Raw genomic sequence first — 15178 nt, 5'->3', positions numbered from 1 at the left:
CCGTGTTCGTGAGGCGGCGCGTCTATGGTTTCGATACGTATTAGAGTCATTGCGCTGGCAAGTTATAGCGACGTGTTCGTGCAGGCACGGCAGCAGGAAGAGGCACGGTTCAACGCCTTACGCCCGGAGTTGAATGCGGCAATCGCGGCCGTCAGAAGAGCCGGCGACGATGCCGATTTCGGTGCGATCATCGATCACATTCTTCTTCCGAGCCTGCGCCCGCCGCTACAGGAGCGCCCGAAGCCGGGCGAGGGGCGCCGGGCGTTTCTGCACTGGCTGAAAAAACAGAGACAACTGGAATGGTTTTCGTGGTACGAAGATTTTACCTGCGAACTGCTGCAGGAGGCGCTTGACAGAGCACGTAAAGACGCCCCTCAAAACACGCTGTTCATCATTCTCCTGGCGGAGTCGTACTTTACCGATATCAATGACCGACCAAATGAGCATACCACCGTTTCGCCGTTTTATGAGCCTGTCATGCAAGATTTTTTAAGCGGGATCTTGCCCGAAGTCGGGCGGTCTTCGGTGACGCGGCGGCTTTGCAATCTGAGCGCTGCTCCCGACGTCGTTATCTTTGCGGGCACCGTGATGTGGAAACGGAGCGTAGGTGAAAAAGAGGAAGTAATCAATACTCTGCCGGTTTTCCACCGGGGCGATCTTATCCTGCTGTGGGATAAACAGTTCACTGCGCCTGTGGACGGGGTAAAAGCGTTGAAGCGTCACCCGGAAATGAACCCGCCGGACAGCATTTTTCACAGCGACTTTACTCTCGATATGAATCCCAGGCTTTCTCCCATTTTTGACATATCCTTCCAAAACACCAGCATCCGGTTTGGGGTAGACATTTGTCTGGATTTCATGGGTGAAGTAATGAAGTGCTGCTGTCCTGATCCGCCCGACATTCATGTGGTGATTGCGGCAGGTGCGGGGCTATACCCGGGTTTGGACCATGCAAAAAAACTGTTTCTTGTATGTGACAACCAATTGAAAACCAACCACTGCGGCTACGTTGCGTTTTACAAATTTGGCTCTCCCGAAACTGAAGCGAGAAAAACCGCGGAAGAAAGACAGAAGGAGATCTCCTTCAAACTTCTAGACAAAAAAGAACCCCTTGTCTGGGGGTTGGGCGATTTAGATTTTGGCTTAGTCCGCAACACCAAACCCTCGTCGGACGATCCTGAACCGGGATGCTGGTGCAGATGACGGATCTTGAACAACTGAGCGCGTACTTAAGCTCCCTGCCCCCTCCTATCGTCCTGACGGCGGATGATGAACATCTGCCGGAGGATCTGCGAGAAGCGGTCGGCACCGTGCCCGGCAGGAAACTCACCCTTGTTCTGCAGAAGGACGGCCTGGCATGCTCCGGCGCCGTGCTGGAGATCCGCGGCGGCAGTGAAGATGTATGGCCCATCCAGGGCCTCGACGGCGCCTCCGTTGCCCTTGGGGAGGTATCCGTCAGGCTGGAGAACGGGGCACAGAAAACAGATGTTTCATGGAGCGCAAAAGGAACGGCTTCGTTTTCGGGCGGGCTCAGGTTAGGGGTTCAACTCCGGCGCGTGGACGGAGAGGCGGGCGCGTGGCGGCTTACGCTTGATCAGGATGCCCCCCTGTCAGCCCTGCAGCTCATGCAGATCTGCGGCGAGCTTCCCTTTGCCCTGCCGGAAAAACTGAATTTTATGAACGACGCGGTGAACGTATGCAAAGACCGCTTCGCCATTACGTTTTACCCGAATACGGAGACCACCTATTGCGAGGAGTTCGTTCTCTCCAGCAGCGCCGCTCTGGAGTTGATCCCGGGGCTGCTCTGTTTCCAGGGGCTGGAGATCCGGGTCGATGCGGACGTCTTCGGCTTTTGCATCACTCTCGTCGGCCGCCTGAAGATCAGCTCGACGGAGTTGATGGCGGGCGTCGGCGTCAGTTTCACCGAAGAATGGACGGTATGGTTGGTCCCGGTCCCTCCGGCCGAAGCGTTTCCCGGCCTGGCCGATATAACGGCGTGGCTCGCTGCGGCATGCAACATCAAGGACGGAGAGATAAAGAATGCGTTCGGGCGGCTGAAACTGCCGTCGGATGCGTTCGACGCGGCCGTCAGCGCGGTTCGGGTCCGGGTGAACGCCGGAGAATTTACCTTTACCGGGCTTTTGCTGGACAGCAGGATCACGATCGGCGCCCTCGAACTGGGGGTGACGCTGAGCCTGCCCGAATCCGTCGTGCGAGGGGGGATGCGCAATAAAGAGCCGCTGAAGGCATCCGACTTTCTGCAATCCCTCCTTCCCGGAACCGGTGCTCTTCCCGGCGAACTTGCTGTCGTATCCGCGGATTTTTATGCGGCCCTGCGCGAAGGCCGTTACGGGCTGCATCTGGGGCTGACGGGGGTGTGGAGGGTCGGCCCCGTTTCCCTGGATAGCCTGGCGCTTTTACTGCGCTACCGTGACGAACTCTCCGGCAGCATACAGGGCCACATCTCTCTGGGCGATACCCGTGTGAGCCTCTCGGCCGAATACCGCTCCCCCGATGCAGGATGGTGCTTCAGCGGCGGTCTCGATCACGACAGTACGCTCAAGATGGAGGACGTGACCCGGCTGCTGGAAGAGGCATTCGGCGTGCGGGAGGTTCCCGCCGCGGTGCGTTCCCTGCGGTTGACGTCTTTTTCCATGGAATGCCGGACCGGTCCGGGAGATTTCGATCTCCGGTGCGGCGGCAGCATCGAGGTGGATGATCGGGAAGTGGAGATAACGGCGGCGATCGCGTTAGAGCACCGATCTAGCGGCTACTCCAATGCTTTTTCCGGCGAGGTCGTACTTGCGGGACACGTTTTTGACATGGCGTTTTATGAAACCGCCGATACCGAGATGATCATCGCCTCCTATCAACAGACGAAAAAGGAAAAATGCAAATTCCGGGAGCTTATCGCCGGCATTTCGGCCCGCGCCGCCCGGGCCGTTCCCGAGAGCCTGGAGCTGGGGCTGGAAGAGGCGAAATTCGTATTCTACAGAACAACCGGGGAAAAGAAATTTACGCTTGCGCTCTGCCTGGACATGGAGATCGGCCTCTCCAACCTGCCGCTGCTTGGCGGGCAGCTCCCGCCCGGGCTCTCGCTGGGAGTGGACCGTCTGCAGGTGGGCTATGCCTCCGCTGCTTTCACCGGGAAAGAGGCGGAGCAGATCAACGCCCGCCTGCCCGCCGCGCTCCGCCCTCTGGCGGCGGACGGCCTCAGCGAAGGAGTGTACCTCTCCGGGGATGTGATGGTGGGAGGCACGCCGCTGCCATTGCTGCTTGCCGCAGGAGCAGCGGAAGAGGAAGTCGGCAAAGAAGCCGGCAAAAAGGCCTCTCCGGCGCCGTCGCAGGAAGAGAAGATCAAATGGATAGACGTGCAGAAGCAGTTCGGTTTTCTGCAGTTCCGGCGTGTCGGGATCACGCTGGAAGATGACAACCTGCTGTTTCTCCTGGATGCATCGCTCCTCCTCGGCCCAGTTACGTTCTCCCTGGACGGCCTGACGGTCGGCGCATCCCTCTCCGGTTCGACTCCGATCTTCGATCTGCGGGGGCTTGGAATCGCTTATGACCAGCCGCCGCTACGCATCTCCGGCGCCATCGTGAAGGTTCGGCCCGCCGCCGGCGTCACCTTCCAGTATGACGGCATGGTGACGATCCAGGCGGAAAAGTGGACGATGACGGGAATCGCTTCCTACGCGCAGATCGGTGACGGTCTGCCGGCCTTTTTCGTCTTCGCCCGGCTGGAAGGCGCCCTGGGAGGTTTGCCGGCCTTCAGGATCGAAGGGTTGATGGGCGGCTTCGGCTTCAACCGGGCGCTTGCGGTGCCGTCCCTCGAAGAACTGCCGGATTTCCCCCTGCTTGATAGGGGCGCTGCCCGCGCCGGAAGCCGCAAAGAGGACGCGCTTGCCGTTTTACAGGTGCTGGAAGGAAGAGCGGCCTCCCCATCCGGCACGACGAAGCAATGGATCGCTCCCAGGCCGGGCAGCTACTGGCTGGCCGCAGGCATGCGCTTTTCATCGTTTGAATTGATTTACGGCAACCTGCTGGCTATTGCCGAATTCGGGGACGACCTGCGTTTTTCTTTGCTGGGCCTGGCATGGATGCGCCTGCCGCAGCAGGCAAGCGACGAGCAGAGTTACGTGTATGCGGAACTTAAAATAGCCGCCGTACTGCGTCCCCGGGAAGGAACTCTCTCGATCCGCTCCGAACTTACCCCAGATTCGTATCTTTTAACAAAGGACTGCCGCCTGACGGGAGGGGTCGCATTTTGCCTGTGGTTCGGCGATAATCCCCATGCCGGGCAGTTCGTGCTGACCATCGGCGGGTATCATCCTGCGTTCCGTGTACCCGACTTTTATCCGTCCGTACCCGCAGTCGGTTTCAACTGGCCGGTAAGCAAGGACGTGACGATCAAAGGCGAAGCGTATTTTGCCCTTACCCCGTCTTGCGGCATGGCCGGCGGCAGCCTGGAGGTGCTTTTTGCCAGAGGAAACCTGCGCGCCTGGTTTACCGCGCACGCAAACCTGCTGGTGGCCTGGAGCCCGTTCTCGTTCCTGGCGGAGATCGGCGTGGAGATTGGCGTCTGCTGCCGGCTTGCACTGTTATTTTGCCATAAGACGATCACGCTTTCACTGGGAGCCGCACTGACCTTATGGGGTCCCCCTCTCGGCGGCAGGGTCAGGGTGCATCTGTCGTTTATCAGCTTTACCGTTCACTTCGGGTCGGACGGCGCCCTGGACAAAAATTACGAACCTCTGGCGTGGCAGGACTTTAGAGCCCTGCTGCCGCAGGAAAGTATCTGTACCATAGCGGCCGGTGCAGGTCTCTGCAACGTGCTCGACCGGGGTGATCAAGAGAACATATGGGTGGTGCGCGGCGGGAAATTCACGTTCTATACCCTGAGCGCCATTCCCGCGAGCCATGTGCAGTTCGGGGACGCCGCGCAGCACGATTTTACGGATGAGAACGGCGGCATCAACATACGGCCGATGAACAAGCAGGGAATCGTCTCCGTCTACCGTCTGGAGATCCTCCATCAGGACATCCCCCTGACGGGAGCGGAGGTGGGGCGCTGGTCGGCAAGCCCCCATACCGAGGCCCTTCCCCAGGCGTTATGGGGCGTCCCGTTGACAAGGGACGGCAGATTCGTCCAGAATCCGACGACGCCCGGGGCGGAGTTGCTGCCCGACCGGCTCTGCGGGTTGACCGTCTCCGCGCCCGCACCCGAATTGAGTGATGCACTCGGCCCGGTGCCGGGCCGGGTGCTCATGGAGGAATACATCGATCCGCCCGAAGGTCCAGCGCAGATGCCGCTGCAGGAGGACGCGGCGCCGTCCGACGATTTTGCCGGGGTGTACAACGACCGGTCGGTGGGAGAGATTCTCGGGATTGCGGCGGCCGGGCAGAAGCGCGTCCGGATCTACGAGGCACTTGCGTGCGGCGGCGTTTATCGCGGGCGCAACGATGCTATGACGGAGATGGCCATGCAGGCGGAGACGCTGTTCTGCGATGCGCCGCTGACAGTTGCCGGGGAGGAGTCATGAAGATAAATTCGGCAGAGACAACCTGGGCGGACGAGCTGTGCATCTACGACAGTTGCACCCCCTGCCTGAAAGGGGGGAAATGGGAGATTCGTCTGACACAGGAGCTGGTTGAGGGCGGCGCTTTGCTGGCCGGGGAGCCGATCGGGGCCTGTCAGGAGTTTGTCGTGAGTGCGCCGCAGTTCGGGCTGGAACCGGACCTGATTGCCGGCCGGTATCCGCCGCCGGGAAGCGTGGGGGCATGGTCCGGCACGTTGCCCCATATCGTGCTGAAAGACCCCACGCTGCCCTGGGCGCGGCCGCTATCAGGCCGCAGCGATGCGCGCATCCCGTGGCTGGCCCTGATGGTCTTTGCAGACTCGGAACTGAAAGGGGATGACGGCGGACAGGACGCAACCAGAGCGATCGCCTCCACGGTGAGAGAGTTCATGCATGCCGGGCCAACGACCCTTGTCCCCCGGCTGGAGGTATCCCCGGAGAGCAGCCTCGACGACCCCTGCACGTACATCAGGATACCGGCGGAATTGTTCTGTAACATTGCGCCGCGCCTTGATGAACTGAGATTTTTAGCCCACTGCCGGCAATCGGCGGTGGAAGACAAACCCTCCATGGATCTTCCTCACGACGGTCTGACGGCGGTTTTGCTCGCCGGACGTTTTCCGGCGCCGCCGGAGCAGGATAAAGAAAAATCCGTCAAGTACGTCGTCCATCTTGTTTCGTTGGAAGGGATGGAGCCTTATCTCTCCGGCGAAGCGGATATGGGGTCTTTTCAGGATGTGACGCTCCTTTCGCTGGCCGGCTGGTATTTTTACACTACTCCCGACGTGCCGGGCGATTTCAAATCCCTCATGCTTAACGTTGCTGCGGCCGCGTACGAGCATGGGAAAGCAAAGCCGGAAAATTTCAGCCTGCACCTTCCTGAACTGAAGGTTGAGGAGGACGGCAACGAGGCAGCCGCGGATGTGAACCGGAGACTGCAGGCCGGTTACGTGCCGTTGTGCTATCATGCACGAACCGGGGAGGAGAGTTTTGCCTGGTATCGCGGCCCGCTGGCGCCGTGTAAACCAAAGTCCCTGCTGAAAGCAGCACCGTTCTTCACGGCCGACGCCGCCATGATTTACGATCAAACGAACGGGGTATTCGACCTCTCGCTCGCGGCAGCGTGGGAAGCCGGGCGTACCGCGGCTCTGTCCGATCCGGACTTCGGCCGGCACCTGCTGGTATTGCGCGCGGCGGGCCAGCGGTTCGTGGATACGCTTCAGAACCGTTTGCGCAGTTCATATTTCAGCGAAAGAAAGGTTGGGGATTTCCACGAAGAAAATACGATGAGCGTGCAATTCGGCGCCCTGCTGGACGGACGGCTCTTTGAGGAGATCGGCAAGCCGCCGGTGCCGGGCCGGGCCGGAACGGCGCTGCAGAGGGCTGTCTGCGTGACGGACCCGGTGCAGGAGGTGAAAGGATGCATGGACGATCCGGAAGTGCAGGAGAAGATGTACGCGGCGGTGCAGAGGGAACTGGAGCCGGTGGCCCGATGGCTGGGGAAACTGCTTCTATTCTATCCGGTTCCCTTCGACTATCTGGTGGCGGATGAGAGACTGTTGCCGGTGGAGTCGCTGCGCTTCTTTTATCTGGACATGAATTGGCTGGACGCTCTGACGGACGGGGCGATGAGCATCGGGCTTGAGTCCAGCCGCCAGACCGCATTTTCCGGCATGATCAAAAAGGTGGCGCAGGACGCAGCGTTGCGCTCCCTCTGTGCGCTGCGGGGAGGGGCTTATAGTACCGCCTCATCCGGCGCCGCTCTTCCCGGACCTATGTGCGGATTTCTGCTCCGCTCTGCAGTGGCGGCGGGGTGGCCCAATATGGTCGTGCGCCCGTACGACGGGGCGGGGAATGCTCTGCGCATTCTGCGCCTCGACCATTTATCCCCGAACGTGCTTTTTTGCGTCTTTGAGACCATTCCGGACCGCATTGAGTTCGGCGAACCGCAGGATGGGTTTGGTTTCGGCGTGCGGGAGGACGGCACGGTAACCCTTCGTCAGGCCGTCCCCGGGCATCGCGAAGGCGACAGGAGCATCGGCGCCCGGATAGGAGGTTTCCCGCTGTTATCCGGGCCCGGCTGCATGCGGGACGGACGGGTGCTGAACCTGTCGCCCGGCTCACCCGACGGACTGCTGGGCAGGATGGCGGCGGCCATGGGTAACGATACGCTCCCCGGGGACGTGCTGACCCCCGGCGCACTATCGATGCAGCTCGGCAAACCGCCCGAGACGATGATCTTTCACTGCCCGCAGCAATGAAGAACAAATTTGCCTTCACAAAGGAGGGATTGCATGCAAGAGACCCTTATTGTTCCCGTTGACCTTGACGCGCTCGTGGCTAACGAAGCGGTGATCAGGCGGGACAGTTTCCGCTGGTGGACGTTTAACTACAATGCGCTTTCCCAGTATAAATCAGCGGAGCCGCTGGCCTTTAACCAGTATGTCGGGGAGCAGAAGCCCGGCGTATATCTCCACTGGGTGCTTCCGCGCGCCCTGCGCACCGGCTTTGAGGAAGAGAACGCTGTCCGCTATCCGCTGGTACCCAACCGGTGGCTGATCATCCGCTGCGGCAGCAACACCACAAAAGGATGGGTGCTGGAGAGCGACTGCCCCACATGCCCGGAAACACCGCCGGAAACGGCAGCCGGGACAAGCGCTTATCTGATCGATCCCGGCATCCTGGCCATGTGGAAGGATTGCGCCGATCCCCGGCGGAAAAACGCCAACCTCTCCTCGACCGACCCCCGCGAGCCCATTACCGTCAATCTGGGTATTCCTTTCCCGCTGGAGAACTGGCGCGAACAGGCGCCTGAGGCGATGTTTTTAACCGCCCTGGCGCCTTCAAACGCCGAATTCAGCATCTATGTGGCGCATAACCGCAATATATTCTCCTTTTACGACGACCTGGCGGGGATCGACAACGACACAATCAGGTATTTTGTGGCGGGATGGTACTCCGATCCCGGCAACGATGTCGTTCGCACCGGTCCCCGGAGTTTTACCGGCAAAACTACGCAGGCGGAAGTGCTGAAGATGCTCGGTTGGTCGTTGACGGAGGGTGCGGTGCCCCAACAGATTGAAAGAAGCATCTACTCCGGCTCGGTGTTTTCGCTTGCCTGGGAGCGAACGGGCGCGGCGCCGCACGAAGACCCCCTGGAGGAGATCAGGCAGAACAAGAGACTGAATGTGGCCGTCGGGAACAATACCGTCGACGCCTTCAGCACCCTTCTGGCCAGCCAGCTCTCCGGGTATCAGGATGCCGGCCGCACCGCCGCACTGCTGCACGCACTCCAGTACAACCTGCTGCACGTCCTCGATGAGCCGGGCGGCGAAGCGATGCTGGACAAAAAGGTGCGGGACGCGTGGTTCTCCTCCAGGCCCGGCGGGTATCGCTGGGAGCTCGCCGCACGCCGTGCCGAAGGCGGCAGTGCGGACGGAAAAGAACTTGAACTTACCGGACCGGAGGAAGATTTCCTGTTCCGGCTCAATACGGATCAAAACGCCTACGAGCGGGAAGCGGCAGAGCTTCTTCAGCTGCAGTGGGACCTGCACGCAGCCTGGTGGAAGAAAGGGCACATCCGGCATATTTTCCCGAACCAGACGGGCTATCGCAGCGAAGATTTCGACGGACTGCTGGATGGGGCCGATCCCGCCTCCCTGCTGTCCCGGGTGCGCCGGCAGCTGGAGAAGGTGGATGCGCTTGCGCAGAAATTGCCCCCGGCCGCTCCCCGATGGAAACGGGGAAGAAGGGGGACAGGCGGCTTTTTTACGGGGCATTGAAGCGTTCGCGCAAAAAAGCAGTATCGACCCGGATAAGCAGTTGAAAGCGGTGGCCAAAGCGCGGTACTGGCAGGGAACAGACCCGGTCGTGGCCATCGCCGGAGTACAGCCCGCGAAAGAAGCGGACCCCGATGTGAGGTTGCGCGTGCGCCTGGGCAGCCAATTGATCAAAGGATTTTGTATAGAAGGGATGAACGTCGAGGCCGCCCGGCTCGTTGAAACGATGCCGCCGTTACCCAACCGGGAGGCCCTGCCCGGGGCGGCAGCAGATCTTTTCGCGGAGTTTCTGCTCTTAGACCCGGAAAGCGCGCAACTCGCGGCACCGTTGTTGGGGCTGCCTGTGGAGGTGCTGAAAGAAAGGATTGCCCGGCGTAATGACGGGGATTACCCGGGTATTTTGCCGCAAAAGGGGCTGGAGCAGTGGTCCCAGCCCTGGAGCCCCATCTTTATGGAATGGAAAGTCCGGTACATCCATGTGCCGCATGAGGCGAATGGGAAGAAAAACTGGCTTTTCGACGGGATCGATTATATACTGGACGACAATGCCGCCGGCGACGGCAAGATCGTTCAGATCGGGGGAGTTTCCCCGCTGAGCACGCACATCAGACAGACCTTCAAAGAGCGGCTGCGGGAATTCGTAAGCAGCGGCGGGGATAGCAAAGGGTATGCGCAGCTCGACGACTGGATGCGTAGAGTGGACGGCTGGTGTTTTGTATCACAGGAGCTGACGGGCTTTCGTGCGATGCTTGCCCAGCGGGACGCCCGCACCTTTCGTACGCCCGGCACCGGCATGACGGAAGCGGCGGCGGACACGGTTCCTTTTTTATTGAACGACGTGCTCTCCGATTTTTACGGGATCTGCCAGGGCCAGATATTTTTTACCGATTTAATCTTGTATGATAAATTCGGACGGGTGCTGGAGCTGGCGCGCTCTGAAACCGGATCGGGACTGTATAAACACGAAAATTTTCCGCTCCTGCGCGACGCGGCCATGCTGCCGCCGCGCAGCCTTCAGCCGGCGGTTACGGCACCCGCACAGCTGCCGCCGCGCCTGCTTCTTCAGCATATGCGCCTCGAGGTCCTTTTGAGCGACCAGCAAGACGACAGCATGATGTTAGGAGAGAGCCCCCGGGTCAACCCCATCTGCGGATGGATACTGGTGAATCATCTGGACCATGGACTGCTCCTGTATGCGCCGGACGGTTCCGCGATGGGAGAGTTGCGTCTGCAAAAGCCGGCCCGGGGAGATAAGCGCGTGGTATGGTCGCCTCCGGTACACGGTGAAATACGGACGCTGCTGCAGATTCACCAGGTTTTTCCCCACCTCGGCGCCTTTATTGCCGGGCTGGCCGGACGGGGGGAAGCGGACTTTTCCGCGTTTTTAGAGACGGTAGACGGGGCAATGTGGACGTTAGAGCCCCTTGGGGAGCGAAGCGACCTGCATCTCTCCCTCCTCATCGGCAGGCCGCTTGCGTTGGTTCGCGCTGGATTCCGCTTTCAACTGGAGGGGCCGCCCCTCACCGACGCAGGATGGCAGGCGACTTTTGCGCCCATCGAGCCGCCGTTCTTAAAATACGGTTTTTCCCTGCGTTTAGGGGATCAAATTGCCCGAAATGACGGAACTATCGGTTATTTTGCCGGAAACGACTATACATGCTTCCACAGTGTGGCGGCCCCGCCGTTCCATACCGGTTACGTCTGCCGGATCGGGCCTCCGGGCAAGCCGCAGGGAAATTATCTCGAGCTGGCGGTAGGTGCGTCGGCTCCGGCGTATGTCACGCTGCTGGCGGACCCACGCTCACCGATTCATGCTTTTACCGGGCTGCTCCCGGTCAAGGACTTCAAAATTCCGGCACGGTTTTTTGAACCGGCACTGAAAAAGGTGGAGGCGTCCTTCCATATCGGTCCGCTGCTTACCAAAATAATGCCGACAGAAACCACCGGAGAAGAGGAGCAGGTCCTCGAAAATACTGTTGCCGTCTTACCGCCGGCCGCACAAAACGGAACCTGGTCATGGTGGGAGAAGGAATGGGCACAGGGTGGAGGGTTGCAATGGAATAGGTATGGCCTGAGGGACGCTTCGCCCGACGCGCGGATGGAAAACGCATCCGTATCCCTGCGTGAAGGGATATTGCAGCTGATCGTCGCTCTGAATGAAGAAAAAAAAGAGTAAATAGGCACCCCGGCCCGGACGTCTACGACGTCAATTCCCGTCGCCTCAAAGGAGAGGGCGAGCTGGTATCTGGAGGTCACGGAAGGCGTTCTCGGAGATCTTCGTCACCTCGGCCGCGGTCGTCGGGATCACCTCACGGGTCGTGAGGACCAATTAGCCTGGCCTGACAAAGGGAGGACTATTACTCGGGGAGACGATGTGGTAGTGACGATTCAATCAGATTGATTGAGATTCACATCGGAATATACTTGTGGGCGTTCTCTCTATCGGTAGCGTAATGAAAGTCCCGACATCGCTGCTTCCTCTCGTTGTCACTCTGCAACGCTTTGAATGACGATGAACCAATCGCGTCAAGTTACCAGAGCACGATTCCTGCCAGGAAATATCCATCCCTGTCGGTTAAGATCGGCCCGGATGCAATCCCTTTTCGTTTTTTCGGAGATCTCCGGATCGTAACCCGCGCGACTCCATAGAGATATCAGTCATAATGCGGCACGAGATTCATCAGACGTAACAATTGTTCATTTTCTATCTTCGGGAACTTATTCCGGACCAGTTCGATGACCCTTGAGCGATAAATGAACTCGACTTCAGCAGGGCTATCCAGTCCCTCGTTAATCTCCTGGGGGAACGTGAAAAGGGGGTGCTCTGTGGTCACCCTGGCAAAATGCATCGCTCGCCCTTCTCCGAGAGCAAGAACGAATCTTTTTACGGCCCCTTTTGAATAGTCGAACCCTGCATGCTGACAGATATACTCCGTAATTTCCAGGATTGAGGGGTTACTCAGGTCCTTAAAGCATTTGATGAACTGTTGAGCGAAAGCCAGGCGAGTATTGCGGTCTTGGGGATAACTCACGGAATGTTCGAGAAACTGCGATACGTCTCCCATTAATGCTCCCTCTTCGGTAGCGGCCGTTTCGCTGCTGATCAGGGAGTTGTCTTTGAAGATGATGAACGGATGGCCTGTCCGCGGGTCCGTCTCAATTCTTTCAACGACATCCCCCACAAACGATTCCATGAACGGCTTAAACGATGGATAACCCAGGTTTTTTTCAGAGAAAGACGGCTCCATCCGCAGCAACTGGTTTTTCAACTCAGAGAGGTGAATCCGTTCACCCGGAGTCCATGTTCTGTTGAAACGGATTAGCAAACTTCTGGCAGTCGAAAGCGACGGGCCTGCATTAACTCCCATCTTTGAAGCGTCACTTCCGATATCTTTGTCTTCGGCGAGACCTAATAAATCGTCCATCGATTTGAAGATCGTACAATTCTTTTTTAGAATCGATCCGACCGACACCTCAAATCCGACCACATGTACCTGCTTGCCCTTTGCCATCACGTTCCGGGTCAGAGGAACGAAATCGGTATCCCCTGATCCAAGTATAAAAATGTCCAGCGGTAGATACTGGATATCGTTCAAGATTTCGATGGTCATTTGAAGGTCCGCGGCATTTTTCCCCTGTGAATTCATGACCGGAACGTGCCTCATCTCAAAGCCGTGGTCTACAAGCATTCTGACATAATTTGTTGCATAGGGCTGAGTCCAGTCGGCATATGCTCTTTTAACGGTAATAATTCCTTTGCTTGCCGCATAATCCATCAGAGGCTCAACGTCAAAGGGCCTTTCCAGATGCGGACATGTATTTGAAGCTGAAATCGATAGATTTGCAAAATCAAGGTATATCCCTACGTTCGGTCCTTCCATTGTCACACAGAAGGTGTGGTTTCTGCCTTGCCTGATAAGGATTTCGGTTTTTGCTCGGTGCACGGTATTCGAAAAAAGTTGATATGCTTTGAATGTCTCGTGCTCCTGTAGTGTTTCAAGCCGGTCAGGCCGCACCGCGGCTCGACCTAAATTTCAGTCGCGAAATTTCCTCTTTACCCCGAGTACGCACGGATAACCCCCCGGTAAACGTCCACTGCCTTCTCAAGCTGCCCTACGCGGACACGCTCGTCCACCGCGTGCAGCGTCGGGACCTCTCCCGGCCCGTACTCCACGACGGTAAACCCTCTGTCGCGGAGGTACCTCGCGTCGCTTGCGGCCCATTGGAGGAACGGGACTGCCGGCGTACCGTAGACCCGCTCCATCTCACGGCAGACCGTCCGGACGATCCGGGCGTCCGTGGGCGTCAGGGTCGGTTCGGCGGCATCCATCTCGCGTATCGCGGCGTCCGGGGCGTGCTCGGCGATGCCCCGCCGGAGATCGTCGAGGGAGCACCCCCACGGCACCCGGACGTCAAGTTCCATCCGGCACTTCTCCGCCACAATGTTCGCCTTCTCCCCCCCTTCGATGCGTCCCGGATTGAACATCACCCTCGTCAGGATGGCGTCCCCTCCCGCGATGCCGAAGGCATCGCGGAAGACCCTGGCCGACTGCGCGATGAGCGGCCGGAGGTCTTCGCCGACCGGGAACGGGCGCGCGTGGACCTTCCGCAGGTACTCTACGAGATCGAACGCCGCCATGACGGCGCTCTTGCCGACCAGGGGGTAGAGCGAACTGTGGCCCGGCTTGCCGCGGAAGGTGAGGGCGATCCGGTAGAGACCCTTCTGGCCGACCGCCAGACCCATCTCCGGTGTCGGTTCCGCAATCAGGCAGTCCCGGGGCAGAAGCAGGTTCTCTGCGAGCAGCGACCGGATGCCGTACTCCCCGCCGGTCTCCTCGTCGCAGACGAATGCAAACTGGGCCTTCGGCTCCGCACCGCTTTCGATCAGGTCCCGGTAGGCGATGAGGAGAGCGGCGCACCCCCCTTTCATGTCGGTGGCGCCCCGCCCCCAGACGTAGCCGTCGGCAACCTCGCCGCTGTAGGGGTCATGCGTCCAGCCGTCGGGGATGGCGGGGACCACGTCGATGTGACCGCAGAGGAGGAGCCGGGGGTCGGGTTCGGTCGTGATGAGGTTGTCCCGCCCGCCCGGATGCGGGACGATGCGGGTCTTCACCCCGAGCGCGTCGAGGAACTCCGCTATGAACATAGCGAGGTCTGCCGTGTTTCCCGGCGGGTTCTCGCTCCTGATCCTGACAAGCGCCGAGGCAAGGCGGGCGACATCCATTACCGGTCTCCTTCAGGCGGAGTGACTCTGGGCAAACTCATCGAAGAGGCGGGCGAGCGACGAGGTCTTATAGAGTTGTTTGATGAATTTCGGGTCGAAGAACTCGTCGATGAACGTCTCGAGGTACTCGACCGGGATCGCCTTTTTGTCGTCGGGGTTGAGCACGATGCGGAAACTCCGGTACTGGGCGGGGTCGTCGCGGTCATAGATGCCGGACCAGAGCATCGGGAGTTCCTCGAACTTCTCGTGGTGCTCGGCTTTCAGCCAGTTGACGAAATCGGGGAAGTATGCCCGCTCGCCGACCTTCTCCTCATCCACCCGCCACCGCAGGTACTCCATGCTCATGACGTTCCGGGGCGACATGTAGTTGTAGGCGAGGATACTGAGGGTGAAATCGATGTGGGCGAGAGCATCAATGAAGTAGAAGTACAGAACCGGGTGAAACTCGGCGGTGCTCTCCAGGATCAGCGATTTGCCGTACAATTTCTGCATGGCACGGGCATATTCGTTTCCTTCCAGCATACTCTCCTATTGGGGAGGGAGGTACAAATACTATTCCTTCCCTGCAGGGTGCGACGGACCGATAGGTCCGGAGCTTG

General features: G+C 59.2%; 8 protein-coding genes. 5 read left to right on the top strand and 3 right to left on the bottom strand.

Features of this window, described 5'->3' with window-relative positions; translation table 11 throughout:
• The first annotated feature begins 24 nt into the window (after positions 1-24).
• Genes BP737_RS12650 through BP737_RS12630 form a run of 5 tightly spaced genes read left to right on the top strand, consistent with a single transcriptional unit; the run spans position 25 to position 11531 of the window.
• A complete protein-coding gene (locus tag BP737_RS12650) occupies positions 25-1203 on the top strand; it encodes a hypothetical protein (RefSeq protein ID WP_342686234.1) in 1179 nt (392 codons plus the stop codon).
• A complete protein-coding gene (locus BP737_RS12645; RefSeq protein WP_342686233.1) occupies positions 1200-5540 on the top strand; it encodes a DUF6603 domain-containing protein in 4341 nt (1446 codons plus the stop codon). The genes BP737_RS12650 and BP737_RS12645 overlap by 4 nt, the downstream gene beginning before the upstream one ends.
• A complete protein-coding gene (locus BP737_RS12640) occupies positions 5537-7837 on the top strand; it encodes a hypothetical protein (protein WP_342686232.1) in 2301 nt (766 codons plus the stop codon). The genes BP737_RS12645 and BP737_RS12640 overlap by 4 nt, the downstream gene beginning before the upstream one ends.
• Before the next feature lie 33 nt (positions 7838-7870).
• The gene (locus tag BP737_RS12635; protein WP_342686231.1) at positions 7871-9358 is read left to right on the top strand and encodes a hypothetical protein; all 1488 of its coding nucleotides are present in this window, start codon (positions 7871-7873) and stop codon (positions 9356-9358) included.
• Positions 9273-11531, top strand: coding sequence for a hypothetical protein (locus BP737_RS12630; RefSeq protein ID WP_342686230.1), 2259 nt, complete (start codon positions 9273-9275; stop codon positions 11529-11531). Before BP737_RS12635 ends, BP737_RS12630 begins: the two co-directional genes overlap by 86 nt.
• 478 nt (positions 11532-12009) lie before the next feature.
• On the opposite strand, the gene BP737_RS12625 is transcribed toward BP737_RS12630, so the two are convergent.
• The 3 genes from BP737_RS12625 to BP737_RS12615 all read right to left on the bottom strand — a co-directional run bounded on the left by BP737_RS12625 (position 12010) and on the right by BP737_RS12615 (position 15101).
• Positions 12010-13236, bottom strand: a complete 1227-nt coding sequence (locus BP737_RS12625; protein ID WP_292408022.1) for an NYN domain-containing protein — start codon at positions 13234-13236, stop codon at positions 12010-12012.
• Positions 13237-13409: 173 nt separating this feature from the next.
• On the bottom strand, positions 13410-14579 hold the full coding sequence (locus tag BP737_RS12620) for a M20 family metallopeptidase (protein ID WP_292407785.1): 1170 nt from the start codon (positions 14577-14579) through the stop codon (positions 13410-13412).
• Positions 14580-14591: 12 nt separating this feature from the next.
• Positions 14592-15101, bottom strand: coding sequence for a hypothetical protein (locus tag BP737_RS12615; RefSeq protein WP_292407788.1), 510 nt, complete (start codon positions 15099-15101; stop codon positions 14592-14594).
• Positions 15102-15178 lie beyond the last annotated feature (77 nt).

The organism is Methanoculleus sp. UBA291, from assembly GCF_002499755.1.
In the GTDB taxonomy this organism is placed as follows: Archaea; Halobacteriota; Methanomicrobia; order Methanomicrobiales; family Methanoculleaceae; genus Methanoculleus; species Methanoculleus palmolei.
The sequence above is the reverse complement of the archived record's forward strand: the minus strand, read 5'-3'. Positions and strand labels throughout refer to the sequence as shown.